The organism is Streptomyces sp. NPDC050806 (assembly GCF_055586425.1).
The window spans coordinates 1,042,976-1,067,718 of sequence record NZ_JBVJIF010000001.1 but is presented as its reverse complement, the minus strand read 5'-3'; the positions used below and the strand labels follow the sequence as shown (position 1 = coordinate 1,067,718).

At 69.3% G+C, this 24,743-nt stretch carries 20 protein-coding genes; 12 read left to right on the top strand and 8 right to left on the bottom strand.

The features are described 5' to 3' along the window. The first annotated feature begins 59 nt into the window (after positions 1-59). Positions 60-959: a LysR family transcriptional regulator gene (locus ACZ6WH_RS04785; protein ID WP_469725995.1), complete on the top strand. Its 900-nt coding sequence runs from the start codon at positions 60-62 to the stop codon at positions 957-959. Positions 960-1,148: 189 nt separating this feature from the next. Here the strand turns inward: ACZ6WH_RS04785 and argF are convergent, their stop codons facing one another. Further along, positions 1,149-2,144, bottom strand: coding sequence for an ornithine carbamoyltransferase (gene argF / locus ACZ6WH_RS04780; RefSeq protein WP_469725993.1), 996 nt, complete (start codon positions 2,142-2,144; stop codon positions 1,149-1,151). Between the two features lie 231 nt (positions 2,145-2,375). After that, positions 2,376-3,200, bottom strand: coding sequence for a 2OG-Fe dioxygenase family protein (locus ACZ6WH_RS04775; protein WP_469725991.1), 825 nt, complete (start codon positions 3,198-3,200; stop codon positions 2,376-2,378). Positions 3,201-3,942: 742 nt separating this feature from the next. On the opposite strand from ACZ6WH_RS04775, the gene ACZ6WH_RS04770 reads away from it, so the two are divergent. After that, positions 3,943-4,590, top strand: a complete 648-nt coding sequence (locus ACZ6WH_RS04770) for a 2'-5' RNA ligase family protein (RefSeq protein WP_469725989.1) — start codon at positions 3,943-3,945, stop codon at positions 4,588-4,590. A gap of 152 nt (positions 4,591-4,742) precedes the next feature. Here the strand turns inward: ACZ6WH_RS04770 and ACZ6WH_RS04765 are convergent, their stop codons facing one another. Both ACZ6WH_RS04765 and ACZ6WH_RS04760 read right to left on the bottom strand, forming a co-directional pair. Further along, positions 4,743-5,828: a fatty acid desaturase family protein gene (locus ACZ6WH_RS04765; protein WP_469726279.1), complete on the bottom strand. Its 1,086-nt coding sequence runs from the start codon at positions 5,826-5,828 to the stop codon at positions 4,743-4,745. A gap of 265 nt (positions 5,829-6,093) precedes the next feature. Then, a complete protein-coding gene (locus ACZ6WH_RS04760) occupies positions 6,094-7,368 on the bottom strand; it encodes a ferredoxin reductase (RefSeq protein WP_469725988.1) in 1,275 nt (424 codons plus the stop codon). A gap of 383 nt (positions 7,369-7,751) precedes the next feature. On the opposite strand from ACZ6WH_RS04760, the gene ACZ6WH_RS04755 reads away from it, so the two are divergent. From ACZ6WH_RS04755 to ACZ6WH_RS04740, 4 genes are all read left to right on the top strand, one after another. Further along, positions 7,752-8,282 carry a hypothetical protein gene (locus ACZ6WH_RS04755; protein WP_469725986.1) on the top strand — a complete coding sequence of 177 codons (531 nt, stop codon included), beginning with the start codon at positions 7,752-7,754 and terminating at the stop codon, positions 8,280-8,282. Positions 8,283-9,353: 1,071 nt separating this feature from the next. Further along, positions 9,354-10,712 carry a hypothetical protein gene (locus tag ACZ6WH_RS04750; RefSeq protein ID WP_469725985.1) on the top strand — a complete coding sequence of 453 codons (1,359 nt, stop codon included), beginning with the start codon at positions 9,354-9,356 and terminating at the stop codon, positions 10,710-10,712. A 71-nt stretch (positions 10,713-10,783) separates the two neighbouring features. Beyond that, on the top strand, positions 10,784-12,295 hold the full coding sequence (locus ACZ6WH_RS04745) for a hypothetical protein (protein WP_469725984.1): 1,512 nt from the start codon (positions 10,784-10,786) through the stop codon (positions 12,293-12,295). A 143-nt stretch (positions 12,296-12,438) separates the two neighbouring features. After that, positions 12,439-13,539 (top strand): glycosyltransferase family 4 protein, encoded by a 1,101-nt coding sequence (locus ACZ6WH_RS04740; RefSeq protein ID WP_469726277.1) that lies wholly within the window; start codon positions 12,439-12,441, stop codon positions 13,537-13,539. A gap of 109 nt (positions 13,540-13,648) precedes the next feature. Here the strand turns inward: ACZ6WH_RS04740 and ACZ6WH_RS04735 are convergent, their stop codons facing one another. From ACZ6WH_RS04735 to ACZ6WH_RS04725, 3 genes are all read right to left on the bottom strand, one after another. Beyond that, the gene (locus ACZ6WH_RS04735; protein WP_469725982.1) at positions 13,649-14,242 is read right to left on the bottom strand and encodes a heparin lyase I family protein; all 594 of its coding nucleotides are present in this window, start codon (positions 14,240-14,242) and stop codon (positions 13,649-13,651) included. A 357-nt stretch (positions 14,243-14,599) separates the two neighbouring features. Further along, positions 14,600-15,814, bottom strand: coding sequence for an RNA polymerase sigma factor (locus tag ACZ6WH_RS04730; RefSeq protein ID WP_469725981.1), 1,215 nt, complete (start codon positions 15,812-15,814; stop codon positions 14,600-14,602). Next, the gene (locus ACZ6WH_RS04725) at positions 15,811-16,182 is read right to left on the bottom strand and encodes a YciI family protein (RefSeq protein WP_469725979.1); all 372 of its coding nucleotides are present in this window, start codon (positions 16,180-16,182) and stop codon (positions 15,811-15,813) included. Before ACZ6WH_RS04725 ends, ACZ6WH_RS04730 begins: the two co-directional genes overlap by 4 nt. A gap of 183 nt (positions 16,183-16,365) precedes the next feature. On the opposite strand from ACZ6WH_RS04725, the gene ACZ6WH_RS04720 reads away from it, so the two are divergent. The 6 genes from ACZ6WH_RS04720 (at position 16,366) to ACZ6WH_RS04695 (ending at position 22,754) form a co-directional block, all read left to right on the top strand. Continuing rightward, positions 16,366-17,886 (top strand): MFS transporter, encoded by a 1,521-nt coding sequence (locus ACZ6WH_RS04720; RefSeq protein WP_469725978.1) that lies wholly within the window; start codon positions 16,366-16,368, stop codon positions 17,884-17,886. Between the two features lie 332 nt (positions 17,887-18,218). Next, entirely contained in the window at positions 18,219-18,623 is a 405-nt protein-coding gene (locus ACZ6WH_RS04715) for an SHOCT domain-containing protein (protein WP_469725976.1), read from the top strand. Positions 18,624-18,891: 268 nt separating this feature from the next. Next, positions 18,892-20,271, top strand: coding sequence for a chloride channel protein (locus tag ACZ6WH_RS04710; protein WP_469725975.1), 1,380 nt, complete (start codon positions 18,892-18,894; stop codon positions 20,269-20,271). A gap of 22 nt (positions 20,272-20,293) precedes the next feature. After that, positions 20,294-20,869: a potassium channel family protein gene (locus tag ACZ6WH_RS04705; RefSeq protein ID WP_469725973.1), complete on the top strand. Its 576-nt coding sequence runs from the start codon at positions 20,294-20,296 to the stop codon at positions 20,867-20,869. Between the two features lie 408 nt (positions 20,870-21,277). Beyond that, on the top strand, positions 21,278-22,015 hold the full coding sequence (locus ACZ6WH_RS04700; protein WP_469725971.1) for a hypothetical protein: 738 nt from the start codon (positions 21,278-21,280) through the stop codon (positions 22,013-22,015). Positions 22,016-22,196: 181 nt separating this feature from the next. Then, complete coding sequence (locus ACZ6WH_RS04695; protein ID WP_469725969.1) at positions 22,197-22,754, top strand: pyridoxamine 5'-phosphate oxidase family protein; 558 nt, start codon at positions 22,197-22,199, stop codon at positions 22,752-22,754. 99 nt (positions 22,755-22,853) lie between these two features. On the opposite strand, the gene ACZ6WH_RS04690 is transcribed toward ACZ6WH_RS04695, so the two are convergent. Then, entirely contained in the window at positions 22,854-24,071 is a 1,218-nt protein-coding gene (locus ACZ6WH_RS04690; protein ID WP_469725968.1) for an alpha/beta hydrolase family protein, read from the bottom strand. Positions 24,072-24,743: the final 672 nt, after the last annotated feature.

Sequence of the window (24,743 nt, the reverse complement as noted above, 5' to 3'; positions counted from 1 at the left end):
CGGCGGGCCCCGGGGCCGCTGTCGAAGATCGAATAGGTACCTGCCGATACCCTGAAGGTATGGAGATTGATCTGCGGCTGATGCGGTACGTCATCGCGGTCGCCGAGGAAGAGAGCTTCACCCGCGCCGCCGAACGCCTGCACATCGCGCAACCGCCCCTCAGCCGCCAGATCCGCGCCCTCGAAGACCACCTCGGCACCCCCTTGTTCCAGCGCCGGCCGGTCCGGCTCACCGAGGCCGGCGCCGTCTTCCTCAAAGGTGCCCGCGAGATCCTCACCCGCACCGACCGGCTCGTCGAACGCACCGCGCGCACCGGGCGCGGAGAACTGGGGTGCGTACGCCTGGGCTACGTCCTCTCCGCCGCCTACGACACCCTCCCGCGCCTGCTGGCCGCCGTACACGAACAACATCCGGGACTTACCGTGGAAGCCCGCGAGGGCTGGTCACCGGACCTGGACACCGCCCTCGCAGCGGGCGAGCTGGACGTCGTTCTCGCCCACACCCTGCCCGACCACCCCGCATACGCTCGTCAGCCCCTGCGCCGCGAGGCGCTGGCCGCCCTCGTCGGCGCCCGCCACCCTTTCGCGGGCCGCACCTCAGCGCGCCTGCGCGACTTCGCAGGCCAGACCTTCCGCTTCTACTCGCCCCGCTACGCTCCCGCCCACCACGCCCTCCTCACCACCGCCCTGGAACAGACCGGCCAGACCTTCGCCTACGAAGAGGACCCCGTCCCCGGCCTGCGCCACGTGCGCCTGGACGACCCCGACAGCTTCACCCTCGTCCCTGCCTCCATGGCGGCCGGCCTGGCCTCGGCCGAGATCGTCCCGCTCACCCTCACCGACCCCGGCCTGCCCACCATCGACCTCGAACTCCTCTGGCGCCCCGTACACGCCACGCCCGCCGCAGCCCTGTTCCTGAACGTCGCCCGGACACTCACGCACACGTGGTCCGACGTATGACCCGAACAACAAGACGGCACCGCCAACCCGCCACATGCCCACTGACGCCGTCGCACGGTACGCGTCAGCCGGCGCTTCGAGGCGCTGGTCGCTCCCGGCCGGAGGGCCCGCGGACCGCCGACACACGCACGGGCCCGCGGACCGGCCGGCACGCGCACCGGCCGGCACGCGATCCGGGCAAGCAACAGGTCAGCCGCCGGCGCCGATGAGCGTGTGCAAGAGGGCCTGAGTAGTGGGCAAGCGGTTGGCTGCTTGTCGCCAGACGAGGGACTGCGGCCCATCGAGCACCTCAGAGGTGATTTCCTCGCCCCGCACAGCGGGCAGACAGTGCAGCACCATGGTGTCGGCGGCAGCGTGGGAGAGCAGGGCGCCATCCACGCGGTAAGCGGCCAGGTCTTCGGCCCTCTGGGCGTGTTCTTCCTTCTTGTCCATGGGTGCCCAGATCTCGGCATACACGGCCTGGGCCTCCCGCACGGCAGAGGGCGGGTCCGAGGAGAGGGTCACCGAGCCACCGGTGTCAGCCATGACCCGGCGGGCATCGGCGAGGATTTCCTCGTCGGTCTCGTAACCGAGCGGGCTGGCGAGGGTCACATGCATACCGGTTGCCGCGCACGCTTCCAGGAAGGAATTGCATGTGTTGCTCTTGCCGTCTCCGACGTAGGTGGCCCGCAGGCCGCTCAAACTGCCGAAGTGCTCCTGGAGGGTCAAGAGGTCAGCCAGTGACTGGCAGGGGTGATGCGTGTTGGTGAGGGCGTTGATGACCGGAATCGTCGATACGGCCGTCATGCGCTCGACGATGCGGTGCTCGAAAGTCCGAACGGAGATCGCGTCCAGGTAGGAAGACAGCACCCTGGTCGTGTCCTCCAACGATTCGCCATGTCCGAGCTGCATCTCCTGCCGGTTCAGTACGATTGCAGTCATGCCGAGCCGGTGGGCTGCCGTGGCAAGCGATACCCGCGTGCGCGTCGAGGGCTTCTCGAATACGCACCCCAACACGGCACCTTGAAGGCTCTGGGACCATCCCCGTGGTTCTTGTTTCATTTGGCGGGCCAATGCCAGGAGGTCCGCCAGCACTTCGAACGTCAGGTCGTTCACCCGCAAGAGGTGTTTCGGGCCTCCGCTGTCTCCCTCCCGGGCGAGGCTCTCTGTAGCGAGCGCTGTGCTCAAGGCTGCGGCATCGGTCATGGGCCACTCTCCGGTTTTGAGCCGACGGGGCGGCTGTCGGGGCACTCGACGTACCCACCCTATTCACGCCCCATCGACGCGACTACGCCGACAGGGACGACAGGGCCGACGGAGCAATCTTCCGCAGCCGTCGCCACCCATTCGGCGTCGATCGCGACCGCCAACCCCGCGCGCCCGGGCAGGGCGGTCGACATCCGCACGGACGTGAGTACCGACAAAAAGCTGCGGGAATCACAGCCGAGGGCCGTAGGCCCCGATGCCGGCAAGGAGAACGCAGCGCTCGCCAGGGCCTGGGCCATCGCCGCGCCGCATCGGGGCAACGTAGTGGCTGACCTGGCGGTCGTAGATGGCGTACGACTCCAGGGACTCATTGAGGGTGAACGCCGCGTGGATATCGCTCGGTGGCACCTCATGGGGCTGCCGACCGGCGTACTCCGGGCGGGTGATGAGGTTGTCGCCGCCGACGACATTGCTGCGGCTGATCAGGTGCGCGAAGACGAAGGTGTCGTTGCCGTCCTGATGGATGCAGTTGGGAGAGGCAACGGCCGTTTCGTCTGCCCTGTGCGGGGCGAACCTCATCAGATGGGCAGAGAGGTACAGCGGGCTTCGCTGGTATTCCTGCCGCCACAGGGTTCGCCGTACGTCAAGGCGCAGCAAGTGCACCAACAGCTCATTGTTGCGGATATCCAGAGGGATATCGGGCAGGTGCCGTCCATCCTGGTGGTCGGGGTGGTGTGACTGTCGGAACTCAGCGACGCTGCCGTATTCCGGGTCGGGCTTGCCGGGCACCCAGGAGAGGGTGTCGTCCCAGGGAAGGTAAACGGCATTGGCGAAACGGCGGAACCGATTCGCTTCGGCAGGGGCGTACCGGTCATGCGGCAGGTCGGCGAAGGCGCGAGTGAGTCGCGCCAGGTCATCTGGCCACACTCCACCGTATGCGTCCAGCGCCAAATCCTGCGGATCGTAGCGAGCGTATCCCTGCGTCTGCAGGTCACCTCGGTCCGTGGAGGCGCCAGGAGCATCCGGCACGGTACCGCTGACACGGATATCGGTCATTGCTCCTCCTCGTAAGTCTCTGTGTCGTGTCCCCGGGCGCGATCCTGGAGAAGCAGTCTGAAGCACTCAGAAGCTGTCAGCGACACGAGCGCGAGCCACCTCGGACACCCACGGAATTGGCGGCCGGAGCGTCTCGTGGGCGCGGCCCTCCCACTCGGCCAGCCGGGCATTTCGTTGAATTGCCGCACTGACAGCATCGCGCCAAGGACGCGAGCAGCCCTGGGAGTTACGCCCCGGAGAGCTTGCGCGCATGGGTGTTCACATCTCACGTGCCCGAGTTTCGGGGGCCCCGAGGATCGCCGCAGACATGCCCCATGAGGCCAAGGCGCAACGCGCACGAGACAGGGACACAACTCGACTGGGTGGTGGGATTCCCCCGACAGGGCTACGCCCCCAGCCTCGATATCCGGCACCGGCACGGCTCGGCACCACGCGCCACCCGGACGCTGGCTGTATGACGCTCCGAGGTGGCTCGGCTCGGGTGGCACGGGTGGCTCCTGAACACGGATCCATCATCCCTGGCGGACCGGCAGCCTCGCTCGTCGCGTACGTAACCCGTCCGACCGTCCCCGGCATGCCGCATCCGCCCGCCCGACGCACCGTTGGAAGGTGGGGCGACCACCACCAACCAGCAGAGGGCGGGCTGTCCGCCACCACGGGGACCGGCCGCCGCATGACACCCGGACCCGTCCGCGGCTGACCCTCGGACGGGCATGAACCGACAACGACTTCGGAGGCAGTGATGCCCGGATTCCTCGACCGCGCCACCGACCAAGCACACAGCACCCTCGGCCTGAAAGGAGGCAAAGGGGACACCGCCCCGACCGATCGTCAGACCACGAACGTGTTCTTCTGCCTACGCGTTCCCCCCGAGCTCGTCGACGCCCTGGTCGAGCTGCAACACCACTGCGACAACCGCGTCGACCCCCAGCACCCCGAGCACATCCACATCACACTGGGCTTCCTGCACAACGCCGACAAGAAGAAGCTCGAACAGGCCAAGACCCTGATCAACGAGCGCTCCTGGACCGCCCCCACTATCCGCCTGACCGGAGAAATCCGCCACGCCAGCTGGACCCTGGCCAAGGACCCCGCCTACCGCCACAACGAACAGACCGTCCAAAAGGGCGAACAGGTCCGGCTGGGCGTCGAGCACACCCCCGAACTCGCCCGGATCCAGGAAGAGATCACCCGCGGACTGGACATCGTCGAGGAGGGCTTCTGGCCCCACGTCACCCTCGGCCTGGCCCGCGAGGACTTCCCCACCACCGAAGTCGAGGCGCTCACACTCCCCACCCTCAGCGGGCCGGCCCCCAGCGTCGACGCGCAAAAGGAGGTCTCGGCCACCGAGTTCACCACCCTCGCCCGCAACAACCTCACCCCCGCCTGACGCCCCACACCCCACACCGGCCGGCTGAGCTCGCTGCGCGAGGCCGACCGCGCGCCGCGTGTCTGGGTGGGCGGGGCACGCCGGAGCCCTGCCCACCCCTGTCTGCCGCAGCCGAGACGTCCGTGGTCGCCGGTACAGCGCGCGCGGAGCGTTCAGCTCAGCGGCAGGGAGTACCGCAGGATGCGGGTCCAGCAGGATGCGTACTGTCGAGGCAGCGAGCCGGTCACGTACGGGATGCCGTACCGGCGGCAGATGTCACGCACCCGGGGTGCGATCTCCCCGTAACGGTTGCTGGGCAGATCGGGGAAGAGATGGTGCTCGATCTGGTAGCCGGTGTTGCCGGTGAGGATGTGGAAGAGGGGCCCGCCGCCGAAGTTGGCGGCCCCCTGGATCTGGCGCAGGTACCACTGCCCCGGTGTCTCGTCGGCGACTTCCTCCTCGGTGAAGACCCGTACGTCCCACGGGAAGTGCCCAGATTCAAGGAGTACGTGCAGCCACAGACTGCGCACCGTGTTGGCGGTCAGATTCCCCAACAGGCAGGGCAGCGCGGACGGTCCGGCGAGCACGGGGAAGAGCAGATAATCCTTGGCGAGCTGGCGGGCGGATTTCCCGGCCAGTGTGCGCAACTCGCTCAGAAGCCGCCGGGGCGACTTGCGGCCGCGAATGACCTCGTCCAACGCGAGGTCGTACAGGGCGATCCCTGGCTCGAAGAACGGGGCGAAGAGTGCGTTCAGGAGCGGCTGGGCCAGGTGGACGGGGCTCCAGGGCTGCCGGGGGCTCAGGCGCATCAGCGCGTAGCCGAAATCGCGGTCGCGCCCGACTACGTTGGCCCAGACGTGGTGCCGGTGGTTGTGGGCGTCCTTCCACAGGTCCGCCGGCGGGAGAAAGTCCCACTCCCAGGTGGTGGAGTGGACGGCGGGGTCGCCCATCCAGTCCCACTGGCCGTGCAGGATGTTGTGACCGAGTTCGCCGGTCGCCAGGAGCTTGGCGGTGGCGAGCATGGCCGTGCCGCCCAGCCAGGCGGGCGGGAAGAGTGAGACCGCGAGGGCGGCCCGGCCGCCCGCTTCCAGGCCGCGCTGAACAGCGATCACCGTATGGATGTAGCCCGCGTCCTTCGCGCCGCGGTCCGCGAGGATCTCGTCCCGGAGCGCGTCCAGCTCCTCGGCGAGGGCATCGAGCCGCTCCGGTGAGAGGTGGTCGGTGCCTGTGGTATCGGCGGCGCCGTTGGTATCGGTGATATCGGTGATATCGGTGGTATCGGTCGTACCGGTGTCGACGTCGTCACCGGCCGATGACGGACGTGACGGCCGCTCAGTCTCGGCCGCCTGCGGGGGTGCGGTGGTCGTGGCGGATACGGTCACTGCTTTCTCCTTGGTGCCGGGGGCGGAGGCGTTCTGCGTGGTCGCGGGCCCCGCACCGTGGCCGCGGCAGGGCGGCCGGGCAGAGCGCTACCCCCGCGGGCCCGCGGAGCGGTGCCCTGTCGACCCGCGGCCCGCGGGTCGCTCAGAGCGCGAGAGCGAGCGGGCCGGCGGCTGCCGAAACGCACGTCTGGATCAGCTGCATGCCGCCCCCGGCGTGGGCCTGGCGGACCTCGCCGGTACGCAGATCACGGACACGGCCGTGGGACAGCGGTGCCAGGCAGCCGAAGCAGATGCCGCGACGGCAGCCGTACGGCATCGCCACCCCCGCCGCCTCTCCGACGTCCAGCAACGGCACGGTGCGGGCGGCCACCACCTCAACCCCGGATCGGGAAAAGTACACCGGTGCCGTGTCCCCGCTGCCGCTGTCGTCGTCCCCACAGAGACGAGCGCCGAACGGCGCGGGCGGCCGGAACCGCTCCACGTGCAGCCGTGCGGACGAGCGGGCCTGTGCCCAGTGTTCCTCGACCGCGTCCAGCATCCCGGCGGGCCCGCAGGCGAAGGTCTCGCGCTCGCGCCAGTCCGGGCACACCGCCGTCAGCTGCGCCGGAGTGAGCCGGGCGGCGGGCCTGCCACCGGATCCGGCGCGCGGGCTCCTGGTGTGGTGTTCGTGCAAACGGAACCAAGGGAACTTTCTCTGAGCGGCCCGCAGTTCGTCCCGGAAGAGCGTCCGTTCCGGCGTCGGAGCGCTGTGCACGAGGACGACGTCGGTACCGGGAACGGGACCGGGACCGGAGTACGGGCCTCCGTCCTCCGTGCGGGGTCCGCAGGGGTAGCGGTGGCCGTGGGCCGTGGCATGGTTGCCCGCGTCCATCAGCGTGTGGTCCATCAGCGTGCGCAGCAGCCCCATGACAGGGGTGAGCCCACTCCCCGCGGTGAGGAACAGCACGCGCGTCGGCGGAGGGTCGGGGAAAATGAAGTCCCCCTGGGCGGGGCCGAGTCGTAGCAGGGTACCCGGCGGGGTGTGGCGCACGAGGTGTGGCGAGACCTGCCCATCCGGTACGGCCTGCACAGTGACCGTCACCGTTCCGTCGGGACGGCCGGGACGGCCAGGGCGGCGGGGAGGGCTGGTGAGGGAGTAGGTACGCCACGCCCATTGCCCGTCCAGTTCGACCCCGACGGGCAGGTACTGTCCGGCGCGGTGCCCCGTCCATCCGCGGCCGGGCCTGATGGTGAGGGTGGCCGCATCGGCGTGCTCCGGATGCACGGCCACCACCCTCCCGGACAGTGGGCGCGCGCTCAGCAGCGGATCGATCAGCCCGGCGTAGTCGTCCAGGGAGAGCGGAGTGGTCAGCCAGTGGGCGGCAGTCGACAGTTGCTTCACCAGCCACCCGGCGGCATCGGGGAGTAGAGCGGTCACGCACAAGCCTCCTGTTCCGCGGCCCGGACCGGAGGCGCCAGCGTAACCAGCGTCCCGCGCCGTCTTGTGCCGTCCCATGTCGCCCCAGAGGCTCGGCGCAGTCATCACGCCACCGGTCACGACCCCGTTCGCCACCGCCCGACCAGCACCCTCTCTTGCCGCCTTGCCCCGCGCGGCGCACCCACCCCGCCCCTGACGCCTCCGCGGGCAGCAAAAACAGCCGGAAAGCGGCCCGCACCCGCCGTTGAGGCACCGTTCCGCCAAACACTCCCACTCGGCCGGCTCACCTGCTGGGATGCGGATCGACGGTCGGGCGATCACCTGATTCCCCGTTACGGAAACTAAAGTTGCCAACACGGGCTTGCGGTAACTATAGTTGTCGCATGCCTTCGATTGAGATCACTCCCGAAGAGCGGGCGGAGCTGGGCAAGGCCCTCATCGATACCCTCAACCCGCTGGCAGCGGCCATCCGCTCTCGCGAGTCGGGTCTGCCCGAGGCCCGCATGTGGGAGGTGGACCCCGTTCAGGTGACACTGTCCGTCCTTGCCGCCTGGAAAGTGGTGGATACGGAGGTCAAGCACCTGACAGCGATCGCGGCGGCGACAGCCGGCTCCTACGGGGCGAGTTACGAGCAGATGGGTACGGTCTGGGGCATCACCCGGCAGGGCGCGCGCAAGAAGTGGCCCGACGCGGTCCCCCGCCCCGCGGCCGCGCAGACGAGCGTGACGCTCGAACTCTTCGGCGGCACGGCCCACTTGGTTCAGGACCCGGCATCCGGCGGCTGGTCCTGGACGGGCGAAGGCGCGGACGAAACGCGCGGCGCCGCTGAAGAAGACACCTGGTACGCGACGAAGGAAGAGGCCGCCGCTCACGCCGGGGCCTTCCTGCGGGAGCATGCCACCGACCGCTCGTAGCGCTCCAGTACGGTTGCGTGACCTATCCGGTGGACTCGCCGAACAGCCCGTCGCCCGCCCATGGTGGCCGCGGCGGGCTGTTTGACGAAGACACCATCCGCGAGCCGCGAAGCCCCCCCCCGACAACGAGCCGCGAACTCCCCACAGCAAGTGGCACGGAGCATAGCCCTGACCGGCAGGTGCCGGGAGCCGGCGCCTGCCGCCACATGCTCACACCGCCGCGCGACGCCTCCGGCCGTCAGCGAAGCTCTTGAGGTGCGTTCGTGACCGATAGGTGACCTGTAGGGCGTCACCACAACATGCGCAAAGGACCCGGCTTGTTCTTCCTGTGCACCTCCCGGCCAATGTGTGCCGCCGCAGCAGGAGGCGCTCTGGGCTGGGGGCGAACTGAAGTTACGGCAAGAGGCACCTGGGACGGTGACGCGTTGATCGCGTGGCATGGGTGAGGTGCCTGCTGTCGCCTGGTGCGGCATATGGCGCGCCATTTGCCTGGCAGGTAAGCGTGTCCGTGTCCATCGCCCCCCTTTCGCCGACCCCCACCCCCGGGTCAGCCTTGTGCAGCGCACCTCATGGCATATCAGCGCATTCAGTTCATTTCGTACTACTCGGGGGATGGTCGGTGCGGGAATGGTTCAGAGGGCGCAGACACAGCCGACCACCCGGTTCCGCGGAGTGGCGCGGACCGCGATCCGGACCATCCCCCTGGTGCCGACACACCTGATGGCGAGCGCCCCCAGGCCGTCCGTCGAGGCCAAGCGCCTGCGGTGTGCCGTGGACGTCGTGACGTACGGATCTTCACCGGGAGAAATCCCGGGCCTTCTCGGGTCGCCGAAGCAGTTCTCGTCGGCCACGCGCCCTTCTGCGCCCCTTGAGGCGGGCATGCCGCGTGCGGCCTTCGTGGTGATGGCCTCACGCTGCCCGGTCCCGCGCGCTTGCACGGCGACAGGACGCCGATGTTCCCGCTCGCCCGGCTCGCGACAACGGGGCACCGGCGACCGTCAAGTGCGGCGCTCACGTCGACCACCCCGCAATGCACTTCCATCCGAACATTGCGTATGACAAGGAGCCAGCATGACCACCTCTGCAGCAATCAGGGACGCCTCGGACCCGGAATGGGCGGGCATCCGGACCCTTGGTCACGCGAACCGATTCTCCTGGTGGGACTCGGAGTTCCGGTACGACGGCCGGCTGCGCGTCCCGACGGGCGTGCGGATCACGGAGGTCCGGTACTCCTTCCGCGGTGACGGCAACCCGGACATCAAGGCCCGCGAGGTCACCCGCGGCCGGGGCGGCATCGACCAGGAGTACGAGGTCATCGACCGCACCCCGCACGACGGCTTCGACGTGCTCACCTTCACCCTCCGCGGCGACCTCGACGTCGACCGGGACCCCCGTCCCCGGGACGCCAGCCTCCAGTACCGGATCCTCGTGACGGTCAAGCTCGACAACGGTGAGGTGCGCACTGCCGACCCGCAGATCGATGTCCTCGCCGCGACCTGGGACCGGAACGACTCGGCGCTCGTGGGCCGCCCCTTCGTCCGCCTGCCCTACGACCGCAACTGGGGCGGCGAGCCGAACAGCCAGGCCGGTTTCGGCTACGTCTCGGACAGCGGCTACGTCCCGGGCGACAAGTTCATCGTCGACCTCATCAACCCGCGTGCGGTCCAGCCGGGCACCCCGGGCAGCTACAGCGACCGCGTGTACTACCAGCTGGTGCACGAGGACGGCACCCCCTCGCGGGAGACCCCCGAGCCGCAGCTGTGGAAGGCCGACGGTCACACCGACCGCGGCGACCTGAGCCGCAAGACGATGCTGCCCGCGCTCAACTTCAGCCGGAACGGCGACAAGCCGGGGTACTACCGCTTCCTGGTCTGGCCCCAGGCCGGCAACCCCGACGGGTCGCCGAGCAATCTCGGCTGGGACCGCACCAAGATCGAGGACTCCTTCCAGATCGGCAGCGTGTACTACCAGTACAAGGCGGACGGCGGGGTCACCCCGACACCCGTGCCCCCGAGCCATGGCCAGTTCCTGCTCTCACCGGGCGGCCCGGTGACGCTGCACCGCAACGGGGAGATCCAGTACCCCGGTGTCGAGGTAGAGGCCACCGGTGACGGCAAGGTCGCCCCCCAGACGGTCTCCGTGACGCTCCCCCAGGGCAAGGGGCTGCGGTTCACCGGCCGCCTGGTCGTCGGGGTCATGCAGGGCGCGCAATGGGTGCAGAAGGAGGCCCCCGACGGAACCGTGTCGTCGGACGGCCGGGTGCTCACCGTCCGGAACGTCGACCTCGCACTGGCAGGAAAGGGCTCGAAGTCCGCTGTCCTGGTCGAGCTGCAGGCGCTGGCCAACGCCGTCCCCGGTGACACGAGCCTGAGCTTCCTCATCGGCAACCAGCCCGCGTCGTCCTCCTCCCTCATCCGCATCAGCCAGTAGCTCCGGCCCGCGGCCCCGGTCCGCGTCCGTCGGCGCCGATTCCATACCAAGTCCGAGTGAAGGAGGAAATTGTGTCATCGCCTGCCCCCACGGCAGCGGCTCTCGCTGTTGCCACGACCGACAACGACAACGCCCGTCCGAACCTGCTGAAGAACCCGATCATCGAGCAGCTGCCGACCGCCACGGACATGGGCCCCAGGGACAATCTCTACTACGTCGCGTCCCCCATCATGCCGCAGGTCGGCAGGGACGGCGGCGACCTGCCCGGCTGGCACATCTACACCAGGCCCGGTTGCCCTGTAGGAGGGCAGCAGTTCCTCGACGTCATCAAACAGACCGGCCCTCAGAACAACGACGTGGCCAGGTTCCCGGAAGAGTTCCGGAAGGAATTCCCGGACTGGCGCAGGGCCAACTTCCTCGAAGCCAACGGGCAGCGGGTGTACAGCGGCATCTGGCAGGAGATCCCCACCGAGGACGGAGCCGAGTACGAGGTCTCCTACTGGGCCGGCAAGTCTCCCTGGCGCGATGAGAGCAAGAACTGGGCCAACGGCCGCGTAGAGGTCCTCGACGGCTACGACAAGGTCATCGAGGACCAGACATGGCATGTCGACAACAAGGGAATGCGCGACTCCCTGGGTGTCCACAACCCGAACTGGCAACGCCACGCGTTCACCTTCACCGCCCAGGGACCCACCGCCGTCGTACGCTTCCTCGAAGACGGGGCACAGGACGGCGAGACCACTCAATGCAACCCGGGGTACCACGGCGGCGCCTCCTACGCCGGGATGGCCGTCCGGCGCACGGCCCCCGCCCGCCAGTACGCCATCTCGGGGACGCGGCCGGAGAGCTCCTCGGAGCGTCCGCTCACCGCGCCGCGGGACCAGGCGTTCGGCGAGTTCGCCGTGCGCATCCTCGACAGCGCCAACCAGCCGCTGTCCGCACAGCAAGTGACGCTGGAGCTGGAGCCGCGCGCGACCGGCTCCTACTTCGTCTCCGGGGACCGCACGTCCCAGACGTACTCGGCGCGGACGGACGTCAAGGGGTGGCTGACCGTCCCCGCAGGGGCGCTGCAGGCGGGTGCCGTCGACGGGCCGATGCAGCTCTACGTGCGGCTGAACGGCGCTCGGCTGAACGGTCAGGTGAACCTGGCGGTCGGGGCGTCCGCCGCCCGGTTCTCGGTGTCGGCGCCGCCCTCCTGGGACCTGCGTCCGACGCCGGCGGGGTCGGTCGGCTACCCGGGCGTACGGGTGCGCGCCGAGGAGGTGGGCGAGGTTCCCCGGCAGCGGGTCTCCGTGAGCCTCCCGCCGGACAGGGGGCTGGAGTTCGTCGCCGAGCGCAACGACCGCTACCAGCTGACCGTCCTGGGCGCCGGCCAGGGCACCGCGTACTACCCCGGGACCCTGGCAGGGCAGACCCTCACGTTCGAGGACGTGAACCTGGCCCTGGCGGGCAAGGGGTCGGTCTCCACGCTCTGGGTCGCGGTGCAGGCCACCGGCCACGCCTCGCCGGGAGACACGTACCTGACCTTCCGGGTGGGTGACCGGGAACCGGTCTCCACGCTGTTCCGCGTCACCGCCCCGTAAGGCCGGTCGCCCGCCGGCGCTCTCTCGCCGGCGGGCAACCGAAGCACGTTTCCGCAGGTCCCGCACCCCAGAGGGAGTACCAGCACGTGGATACGGTGGCATCCCACCCGCACCGACTGGCCGCAACCCCCACCTCGCGCACCATGTCCATAGCGGCCCGGGTCTACGGCTACCCACCGGCCCACAACGCCGGCTCGGAATGGATGCTGCACTCCATGCTGCGCCCACTCGCCGAGCGCGGTCACCGGGTCACGGTCTGGCTCTCCCACCCCGGGACGATCGAGAAGAGCTACGACATCGATGGGGTACGGGTCATCCCCTACCAGGAGGGCACCGATTTCGCCGCCCACGCCCAGCGCGCGGACGTGCTGCTGTCCCACTTCGAGAACGTCCCGCTCGTCTCCGGTCTCGCCGCCGCCCGCCGGATCCCCGTGATCGTGATCTGCCACGACAACTTCGCCACCAGCTTCCACAACGCGGCCGGTGCCGACCTCGTCGTCTACAACAGCGAATGGATCCGACGCGACGGCGAGATCTTCTACGCCCGCTACCCCAAGGAATTCCTGCCCAAGACCACGGTCGTCGTCCGCCCTCCCGTACTCGCCGAGGAATACCGCACGGAACCCGGCGACCACGCCACCCTGGTGAACCTCAACCCCGACAAAGGCGGCGAACTCTTCTGGCAGATCGCCGCATGGACCCCGGAATGGCAGTTCCTCGGCGTCCGCGGCGCCTACGGACAACAGATCATGCCACCACCCCGACTCCCCAACTGCGAAGTCATCGACGGCGTACCGGGGAAGGAAATGCGCGAGCACGTGTACTGCCGCTCCCGCGTCATGCTGATGCCGAGCCTGTACGAATCCTGGGGGCGGGTTGCCGTGGAAGCGTTCGCCTCTGGCATCCCTGTGATCGCCCACCCCACCCCCGGGCTCGTCGAGTCCCTGGGCGAAGCCGGCATCTTCGCCTACCGCGACGACGTCAACGCCTGGATCCACGCCCTGATGTCCCTGCGCGACCCCACCAACTGGGCCCGTGCCTCCCGCCGCGCCAAAACCCGCTCCCACCAGCTCAGCGCGGCCCCCGATCTCGACATCTGGTGCGACGCCGTGGAGTCGCTCTACGAAGCCACCCACCGCACCCCCGCCCGCCCGCGCAGGCTCGGCACCCTCGTGGGCGCCGACGACCTGGACTTCACCACCGGGGCCAATCTCTCAGGCCGGGCAGTGGAACGCCACGCATGACCCCAACGCCGATGATGACGCCGAGACGAAAGGACCGACATCATAGTGAACCCACGGGATCGGCCGGGGCCGTTGTCGTCCAGGGGCACGGGTACGGGCCCCTGGGCGGTCAGCCGACGTCGGCGCGGGTAGTGCCCATCTTCAGGCCGTCGATCCAGTTGATGGAGGCGGTGCTGTCGTCGGTGCCCCAGTAGGTGCCCCACCGCGGCTTGTTTCCCCGGTCGTCCCAGGTGCGGGCGTCGGTGCGGGAGGCGATGCGGGTGCCGTCCAGATAGACCGCGAGGGTGCCGGATTCGGCGGAGCTGGTGGTGATGCCGAGCTGGATGGTGTGCCACTCACCGGGCGACCAGGGCGCCGTGCCGATCGATATCCATTTCTCGCCCGGCGCCACGTACCAGACCTTGAGTTTGCCGTCCTCCACCTTCATCAGCACCGGATAATTCTGCGCGTTCTGGTCGTTGGTCCCGTTGGACTTCCACTGGAAGACGGTCTGCGCGTCACCGGTCTTGGTCATGGAATCCCAGCCGAACCAGTAGGTCTTACCGCCGGCGAAGGGGTACTCCTTGCCGTCGGCCCTGACGTTGTGCGCCTCGCATCGTGGCACGCCTATCGGCTTGTTGAACTTGAAGATGTCCCCGCGCGCGGTGCCCCAGTTGTCCACGGTGACACTGCCCGGGGAGTCGCACAGGGTCGTGCCGAACACCCCGAGACCGTGCGAGGCATCGCCGTCCCACAGAACGGACTTGGCGCCGGCCGGAGCGGCACGCCCCTGGGGGGACGAGGATCCGTCGCTACGGGAGGGCGCGGCTCGGTCCTCCTGGGAGTCCTCCTGGGAGGACGGGGCACCACAGGCAACCGCCAGCACTGCGGCGGCGGATATCGGGACGAGATACATCCAACGGCGGGACAAGGGACCTCCTGGACAAGTGGGGGGTGAAGTCGAGCAGCTGCCCGCAGGTGCCGCCCTGCGGGCGGCCTCTGCGCGCTGTCGCCAACGCCATCGGGTCAGGCGTTACCTTAGGTCACTCACGCAGAGGTCCCACAGTGTCAGCACCAGGATCTACGGTCCGACCCGGCCGGCCCGGAGCTCCAGGTAGCGTTGTTCAGCGATGCTGGCGGTGGCCTTCGCGGCGCGGCGGTAGTGGTCGTACGCCGCTGCCGTGTCGCCGGCCTTCTCCAGCAGGTGCGCCCGCACGGACAGCAGGCGGTGGTGCCCGGCCATCCGGTCGTCGCTGTCCAGCCCGGCCAGCAGCGCCAGCCCGGCCTGCGGGCCCTCGGACTCGGCGAGTGCGATCGCGCGGTTGAGGGTGACCATCGGATTGGGCGCGATCCGTTCCAGGATCAGGTACAGGCCGTGCACCTGCGGCCAGTTGGTCTCCTCGGCCTTGGCCGCATTCGCATGTGTCGCGGCGATGGCGGCCTGCAGTTGGTACGGCCCCAGCACCGGGCCGGCCAGCGCCGTCTTGACCAACTCCATCCCTTCCTCGATCAGCGCGCGGTCCCAGGTCGTACGGTCCTGCTCCTCCAGCGGCACCAAATCCCCGGCCGCCGTCGTACGGGCCTCCCGGCGGGCGTGGGTCAGCAGCATCAACGCGAGGAGCCCGGTCACCTCGCCGTCCTCGGGCAGTTGCGCGTGCACCATCCTGGTCAGCCGGATCGCCTCGCGTGCGAGGTCGGCACGGTGCAGCGCGCTGCCCGAGGAAGCGGTGTAGCCCTCGTTGAAGATCAGGTACAGCACGTGCAGGACGACCCGCAACCGCTCCTCGCGTTCCGCGCCGGCCGGCAGGCGGAACGAACTGCCGGCGGCCTTGATGCGCTGCTTGGCACGGCTGATCCTGGCCGCCATCGTGGCCTCCGGCACCAGGAACGCGCGGGCGATCTCGGCCGTGGTCAGGCCGCCGACCGCCCGCAGCGTCAGGGCGGTCTGGGAGGCCGCGGTCAGCGTCGGGTGGCAGCACAGGAACAGCAGGACGAGCGAGTCGTCGGTGTCCGGTGCTTCCGCGGGCGCCATCTCGGCGGTGGCCGTCGCCGACTCCCGCTCGCGGCGCGCGCGGTCGCTGCGTATCTGGTCGATGAGCCGCCGGGAGGCGACCGTCACCAGCCAGCCACGCGGGTTGTCCGGCAACCCCTCGGCCGACCACTGCACCGTGGCGGCGAGGACCGCCTCCTGTACGACGTCCTCACAATCCTCGAACTGACCATGCCGGCGTACTAGCGTGCCGAGGACCTGCGGCGCGAGCTCACGCAGCAGGTCCTCGAAGTCCGGTGCTGTCATGCCTCCAATTGTCCGTCGGCGAACATCACCTGCCGCACCTCGACCCCCAGTCCCTGGATCGCTGCGTCCGGGATCTGCGCTGCCAGCTCGATCGCCCGCTCCTTGCCCTCGCAGTCGACCAAGTAGAAGCCGCCCAGGTACTCCTTGGCCTCCAGGAAGGGGCCGTCGGTGACCACCGGCTGGCCGCCTCGCACCGTCACCACGGCGGCCTGGGACGGGTCGACGAGGGCCTGCGTGGTGATCAGCTCGCCGGACTGCTTCAACCCGTCGATGAACCTTCCATGGCCTTCGCCGATCGCCGCCTTCTCCTCGTCGGTCAGCGCGTCCAGGACGGCCGGATTGATGTGCAGGCTGATCAGGAACTGCATGTCGTACTCCTCGTGATTCGCGAGCCCTGGCAGGGCCTCTCACCCGGTGGTCGGAGCCACCGCTGCCGTCTTGACATCGTCCGCCGGAAAATCTCGCACGAGGTGCCACGAGGTGCGATGTCAAAAATCTCTCCGCCGCTCCGACCACCGGGCAAGACGTCGAGAGAACAGAGAGTGTGCGATATGCGAGACAACCGGGCGTGGCTGGGGCTGATCCTCCTCATGCTGCCGACCTTCCTCGTCGCGCTGGACACGACGGCGTTGCTCCTGGCGCTCCCACAGCTGAGCGCCGGTCTGGGAGCGGACGACGTCGAGCAGCTGTGGATCAGTGACGCCTACGGATTCATGGTGGCCGGCCTGGTCATCACCATGGGGACACTCGGCGACCGTATCGGCCGCCGCCGGCTGCTGATGATCGGCGCAGCGGCGTTCGCGGTGCTGTCGGTCGTGAGCGCATACGCGGTTGACCCGCTGATGCTGATCGTCGCGCGTGCGCTGCTGGGCGTCGCCGGGGCAACGCTGGCACCATCGACCCTGGCATTGATCACCAACATGTTCCGCGACGAACACCGGCGCGGAAAGGCGATCGCGGTCTGGGCGACCTGCCAGTTCGCCGGCGGCGCGATCGGGCCCGTTTTCGCCGGGTTCCTGCTCCAGCACTTCTGGTGGGGGGCGGTGTTCCTGGTGTCGGTGCCGGCGATGGTGTTGCTGCTGATCGCCGGGCCGGCTCTGCTGCCGGAGTTCCGCAGTGACCGTGCCGGGCGGCTGGAGCCGGCCGGCGTCGTCATGTCACTCGCAGCGCTGCTGCTGATGATCTACGGCATCAAGCAACTGGCCGTCGAGAGCGCGCCGCTCGTACCGGCCGCCGCCCTCACCGTCGGCGCAGCGCTCGGCGTGGCATTCGTGCGCCGGCAACTGCGGCTTCCTACGCCACTGCTGGACCTGCGGCTGCTGCGCAGTCACCCGTTCACGGCCGTGCTCGTCGCGCTGGTCTTCGCCGGTGTCGCGATGGCGGGGACGGGCCTGCTGGTGACCCAGTACCTGCAGAACGTGCTGGGCTACTCGCCGGCCACGTCGGCGATGCTGTTCGCACCGATGGGCCTGGGCGTGGCGGTCGGCACCCTGGGCGCGCCGTCGCTGACCGGACGGATGGAACAGCGGACCGCGATCGCCGGCGGCCTGACAGTGTCGGCGCTGGGCAGCCTGCTACTGGTCGGCGTCGGCGGGGGACGCGCCCTGCCGCTGGTGATGACGGGCATCACCGTACTGGCCATGGGCACCGGCCCGCTGTTCGCGCTGGGCACCGGGCTGGTCATCGGGTCGGTGCCGCCGGAGCGGGCCGGCTCGGCGGCATCGATGTCGGAGACCGGCAACTACGTCGGCGGCGCGCTCGGCTTCGCGCTGCTCGGTACGCTGGCCACGGTGGTCTACCGCAGCCGGATGGACGGCAGGTCCGACTCACTGACCGCCGCGGTCACCGCCGGCCGCCGCCTTCCCGCCGACCAGGGCGCGGCACTCCTGCACACAGCGCGGGAGGCGTTCACCACCGGCCTGCACGTCATCGGCGCCATCGCCACGATCATCTTCGCCGGGCTCACCGTATTGATCCTGACCATGCGCCCGACGCCTCGAACCGTTCAGGCCGCACTCCCCGACCACGACACGACGTGTTCATCGCCCCCTGCCGAGGCCGGCAACCACTGACCACATCGGTGCCGCGCCCGAATGACGTGCCGCTCGGCCATATGTCGGCCGTGGCCCGTACCGAGGAGGCTGGTCTCCCCCGTCGTGCTGCACTACCACTCCGTCTCCCCCTGCCGTGCGGCACTCACCCGTCTGGCGGACACCGCTCCGCCGGACCCACCGTTGCGGTGGCATGCCTCAGAACCGGATCGGCGGGGATGGTGGCGGATCCGGTCGAGCAGCCTGACGCAGGCCTGGCCTGTAAGTGAGGTGCAAAAGGTAATTATGCCCGCGATACTCCCCATAGCGGGTCTCCGGTTCGCCGCCCCGCGAAACGTGGAACGGAGGCTCAGATGGACGACTACCCTCTCCTCAACCTCTTCTGGACCATGCTCTGGTTCTTTCTCTGGCTCATGTGGCTGTTCCTGCTGTTCCGGGTCGTCACCGACATCTTCCGGGACGACGAGCTGAGCGGCTGGGGCAAGGCGGGCTGGCTGATCTTCTGCATCCTGCTCCCCTATCTCGGTGTGCTGGTCTACGTGATCGCCCGAGGCCGTGGCATGGGGCGACGGGACGCAAGGCGCGCGCACGAGGCCGAAGCCGCGTTCCGCACGTACATCCGCGAGACGGCTGGCACGGGTACCGGCGACGGGCGGAGCAGCGGCGTTGACGAGCTGACGAGGCTGGCCGACCTCAAGGAGAGGGGCGTCATCAACGACGAGGAGTTCGAGAAGGCGAAGGCGAAGGTACTGGCCTGAGTCGGCCTTCGACGCATCACCGTGCTGTTCGTGCTCATCTTCCCCCGCCTCGCCCTCAGGCTCCGCTCCGGCGCCGACCGAGGCGCACCGGCCGCCCGGCCGCCCGGCCGACTGCGGCCGACGAGGCCACGGAGTCCTGATGAGCACCCGTACAGCCCGTACGCACATACCCAGGAGCGAGCATCCGCACGAACCCACGAGCACCCGCCGCGCGGCGCCCGGCCGTACCCGCGGCTCGGCTTCCGACTGTGTTTCAGGAGGAGGCCCGGTGACCGCGCACACCGGCGCAGCGCCGCCGTCCGGCGTTCCGGAGCCCGCACTCCACGAAGTCCTCGTCAGCCGGAAGTACCTCGGCCTGCTCCTCCTCTGCGTGCTGCTGGGCGTGCCCGTCGCCCTTGCCAGCTTCTTCTTCGTGGGACTCCAGCACACCCTGCAGCACGCCGTGTGGGAGACCCTGCCGCGGCGGCTCGGTCACGACGACGCACCCTGGTGGTGGCCGCTGCCCGCGCTGCTGCTGGCCGGGCTGCTCCTCGCACCGATCGTCACCCGGTTCCCGGGCCGCGGTGGGCACCTGCCCGTCCAGGGACTGGGCGGCTCCCCCATCGGCCCGAAGGAACTGCCCGGTGTCGCCCTGGCCGCGCTGGCCACGCTGCCTCTCGGTGTGGTCCTCGGACCGGAAGCTCCCCTGATGGCGGTGGGCAGCGGACTTGCACTCCTCGCGGCGCGCGCCCGGCCGGACGGCGCGGGACCACGCAACACGGCCGTACTGGCCACTGCCGGATCCACCGCCGCCATCTCGACCATCCTGGGTGGCCCCCTCACCGCGGCCGTGCTGGTCGTCGAGTCGGCGGGCCTCGCCGGACCGCACCTCGTCATCCTGCTTCTGCCCTGCCTCCTCGCCAGTGCGACGGGAGCGCTGGTTTTCACCGGCTTCGGGCGGTGGACGGGGCTGGAGACGGGCGGGCTCACCCTGCCCGACCTGCCGCCGGGCGCGCGACCGGACCCGGGCGACTTCCTGTGGGGCATCCCGATCGCGGCACTCATCGCGGTCCTGGTCATCCTCGGCAAGCGGTTCGGGCAACGGACCGCGGACTGGACGGCGCGCCACCACACCGCGTCCCGCACCGTCCTGTGCACCGTCGCGGCCGGCGCCTGCCTCTCGGCGTACGCGCTGCTGACCGGCCGGAGCCCCGAGGAGGCAGCCCTCTCCGGCCAGTCCATGCTCGCCGAGCTGGGCGCTGATCCGCACGCCTGGTCCGTTACGGCTCTGCTCGCCCTGCTGCTGTGCAAGGCCCTGGCCTGGGCCATCTGCCTCGGCAGCTGCCGGGGCGGCCCCATTTTCCCGGCCGTCCTGCTGGGCGCGGTGGCGGCGACGGCCTGCGCCGGGCTGCCGGGCCTCGGCACGGCCCCCGCCCTCGCGCTGGGCGTCGCGGCCGCCGCCGCGGCGGTCACCGGGCTGCCGCTCAGCGCGGCCGTGCTCGCCGTGCTCCTGCTCGGCGAGGACGCCGGCGCTCAGACACCCCTCGTCGTGATCGCAGCGGTCGTCGCCGCCGTCGTCGCACAGGCATGGCAGAGACGGGTCCGGGACGGTAGTACCGCAGAGCGCCGCGCAGGGAGGCGGACGGCCGGCGGTACGGAAGCGCCCTGAGGGAGTCGTCAAGGGAGTCGTCATGGGAAGAAGCAAACGGGCCGGCCCACCGCGACGCGCGCCTGTCGGCAGGTACGGGGCCAGGCACTGGTCCGGTGCGGCCGTCTTCACCGCGGCCATGGTGGCGGCCTATTTCCTTGCACCGCTCGACGGTTTCGACCCGCGCCGTCCCGTGCTGTGCTGGTCCGTGTTCACGGCGGCACTGGCCCTCGTCGCCGCGCTGCTGCTGCGTCAGATCCTCAACATCCTGACCGACCGACCCCGCACCCGGCCCGGCCTCGTCATCGTGTTGCTGTCGTCTCTGTCCATCCTCGTCTTCGCCGCCGCCTACTACACGTTGGCCCAACAGCCGAGCGAATTCCACGGAATCGCAACTCGCCTGGACGCCCTGTACTTCACCATCGTCACGCTGGCCACGGTCGGCTACGGAGACATCGCTCCGACAGGACAGACGGCACGGGCCGTCGCCCTCATCCAGATCGTGTACGGCTTCATCGTGCTCACCGCGGCCGCAACCGCCCTCGGCCGCCGAGTCCGCACCCAGCTCCTCCACCGGCTCGAACGCTCCAACGACCAGCACACCGGCCCCGGAGAGTGAAGCGGCGAAAAGCAGAACGCCCCGTAAGCAGAACAAGATGGCGGATCACCCGATGCCTCCCGCAACGCGAGGCTTGAGACTTGACACATCGCTCACCGCGGCACGCGTTCACCGCCCCTTGCGCGGATAGCGGTCTCGGGAGACCGACCCCACGAGACCGGCCCCAAGAGACCAGGACGGAGCCTCTTGCAGCCCGGCGACATTCGCGCCGGGCCATGAGCACGCGTGACAGGATACGGAGCCAACAGGGCCCTCCTGGTCACCGGCGTGTTGAGTAGTGGTGTCACTGTCACCACGCCAACGGCAAGGGGCCCTGTCGCGTCATCAGCTCACAGCAATACAAACAACAAGGGGTTGTTCATCGGCAGCATTACCCGCTTGCCGGTGCGCCCAGGAGTGTCCATGTCCATGTATGAACAGGGCGGCCAGGCGCTGCCGACCAAGGAGGCTGCGCGCAAGGCGCGCATTGCCCGTATGCTGCGGCGCATCTTCGCCGTGCCGTTCTGGGCGCTGCTGGGGCTCTGCATCGTCTCCTGGCCGGTCGGGGAGGTGTATCCGGCTACAGCGTGGAACGTGGCCCGGTTCCTGGCGCCGGTACTGCTGATCCCGATCACCCTGATACGCGCGATACCTACCATGCGCGTCGTCGGTCTCTCCCATTACCGCAGCCGCCGCTACAGTCGCAGGCCCGGCTGCCTCGTCGGGTTCGGTTTCTTCTTCGGGGTCTTGGCCCTCTCAGGGGCCGCGAACGTCCTCGCTCCGGCGCTGGTTCCGACGGTCCCGGTGAACGCCGAGGTCACCAGGTGCCGACCTGATGCCAGTGGCGAAGGTGTCCACTGCTTCGGCAACTGGACCGTCGACGGCATCCACGAGGTCGGTCGTAGGATGCCGGTCAACGCCGAGCCCGGCAGTACGGTCCGCATCAACGTCAGCCGGGCCGCCTCCAACGTCGCCTACGCCCGCCTCTCCGACGACCGTGAGGCACTGGGCCTCGTGGTCGGTACGGTCGGTGTGCTCGTGACGGGGGCGAGCCTGTTCGAGCTGATCGCGACCCGCGGCCGGATCCGGCGGGGGCTCGACGACGTGATCGCAGGACGCGCAACCGTACCGGCACGGGTCCTGACCGTGCGCCCACGCTTGCACTGAGCACTGAGCACTGAGCACTGAGCGCGGAAACCGACGCGCCCGAGGCACGGCCTCCATACATTCGCGACGTACCCCGGCCACAGGCCCGCGCCCGCTGCAGAATGTAGGGCAAGTGGCCGCGAACGATGGTTTCGGTACGGCCCGTAGGTCGTTGTGGTGAGGTAGAGGAAGGAGATCCATCATGCCCACGCAGGGATCCGAAAAGCAGCCCACGACCGAACTCGACGCCCGCTACAGCTCCGCGCTCAATCCCCGCCCGGGTGCCGCGGACGTCACCGCCACCGAGTGGGCCGAGGCCCAGCGGCAGCTGGAGGCCGCCGAGATCTTCTGGGTCTCCACGGTACGGCCCGACGGCCGGCTGCACGTCACTCCCGTGATCGCCGCCTGGCACGACGGGGTGCTCTACTTCTCCACCGGCCCCGGGGAGCAGAAGGCGCGGAACCTCGCTCATGACGCGCACTGCGCGCTGACCACGGGGGCGAACTCGCTCACCGAAGGACTCGACCTCGTGGTCGAGGGCACGGCCGAGCAGGTCACCGAAGCGGCTGCACTGGAGCAGGCGATCGCGGCGTTCGAGACGAAGTACGGGCCGCACATCACCTCCCCCGAGGGCACCTTCCACGGGATGGCGGAAGCGATGCGCAAGGGCGACGACACGGTGTTCGCGGTGGCCCCGACCACGGCGTACGGCTTCGGTCGCAACGACGGGGTCTACACGCATACACGGTGGACGTTCTGATACGCAGGCCCACAGCCACCGGGGCGGCACCACTGCCGGGGCGGAGCAACCGGCAGTGGTGCCGCCAGCGACCGGCGCCGTGCGGCATCGCCCGCGTACTCACTCGATGAAGCGCACCTCCGGGTGGGCGGGAGAAGGGCCGTTCAACAGATCCTGGGTCCGGCCACGCAGGTGCTGGTCGAAGAACGCGGTGATGTAGGCGCGCTGGGCAACGGTGCTGCGCTCGGGGTCCACCGTGCCGATGTACTGCTCGCGGACCTGGGCCGGGACGTCGAGGCTTTCGTCGATGGCCGGCACGAACGACTGCGCATCCGTGTAACTGAAGTGACTGCCTCGTTCCAGACGCAGATCGCGCTTCCAGCCCGTCGAGCGGTTCCACAGGGATTGCCAGGACGGCTTGTTGAGGTGCGTCTGGTTGGCCTTGCCCATGAGCATGAACGGACGGTCCAGTCCGCTCCGGGCCACGGGGAGGAATTCGGTGTCGTTGTACTGGAGTGTGCCGTCCATGTTGATGCCCGCGTCGATACGACGGTCCACGCGCATGGTCTCGGCCGCGGTGGCGCCTCCGCCCGAGTGCCCGTACATCCCGATCCGCTCCAGGTTCAGCGCCTTGCCCAGTCCTTTGGGCAGTCGGCGCCCCTCCGCGTCCGGGTTCCGGCCGCGATGCAGCACAGCGAGCTGGTCGAGGACGAAGCGTACGTCGCGCACCCGGGTGTCCACGGCCTTCTTCAGTCCTTCGATTCCGGACATCGGCTTCTGCAGCTCGACCCGGCCCCCGGGAAATTCCACCGCAGGGGCCTCATAGGTGTGGTCCACGGTGACGACGACGTAGCCGCGGCTCGCCAGCTCCGCCGCTGTCGACGTCCCAAGCGTCCGGGATACCTGCAGGCCCGGCGAGTACAGCACGACAGGCAGGCGTTCGCGGGCGTCGACCGGGGCGGTCGCGGCCGCCTCCGTCCGGATGCCGGCCCAGTCCACTTCGCCGGGCCCGGCAAGGCCGAAGGAGCCTGACTCGTCCACGGAACGCGCGACGCCGGGCGGCATGTACGGCTGACGCGGACGCCCGTTCGCCTGGCGGGCCGGATACCAGATGCTGACCATCAGCTCCCGGTTCCTGTCGGTGGCCCAGGGATCGCGCCGATCGTCGTCGACGAGATGGAGTTCGGTGCTTCCGACCGGATGTCTCCCCGTCGACTCCGGCAACTCGAACCGCACACCCGCGTGAGCACGGGGCGGCAGCGGGGCGGAGGGGGCGGCAGCGGCGACAGTGCCTGCGCCGATGACCAGGCAGAGGGCAAACGGCACGGCTATCTTCACGACCGGGTGTATTCGCATGCCGACCAATCTCCGCCCAGGTCGGCGCCCCGGACATCCGTCGCCGGGCGGACCCGGCCCCGGCATTCCCCTGAGTAACCTCCCTCCGCTCCTCAGGGCCGGCTGCCACATCTGCGGGCCTGTTCCTCGACGACTCGCCACCTGGCTCGCCACCTGTGAAGGCGGCGAACCGCCATCAGAACAACCGGCGGTCGGGACGAGACACGGTCTGCCGTCCGCGCCACGCCCTTTCCTGACACTCTGACGCCCCTGACACTCTGATGCTTCTGACACAGCGCCTGACACGGCGTCAATACACCGCTCGGTGTTACCCAACACCGTCGCGGTACTCCGTGCGCTGATCACGGTTGTACTCGTGAGCGCTTCGGCCAATGCGGGTCCGGACGCTGAGTTGTTGTCACCCTGCGGAGACCGCCTCGCGATTGTCAGGACGGTGAGCGGTGAGTGTCGCGGCCTTCCACCCGCGGCCGGCCTGAGGCGGCCAGCGGTATCAGCGGAGTGAGTGCCTGCCACTCCTGGTCGGTGAGGTCGTGTCGGCGTACCACCCCACCATGATCACTATCTGGCGGCCCACAGGGACGCTCCTGAGACGTGATGGGGGGGGCGGGGGCCGTCTGATCGTTCGCAGCTCACTAGAGTCAGGGGTCTTGGCGA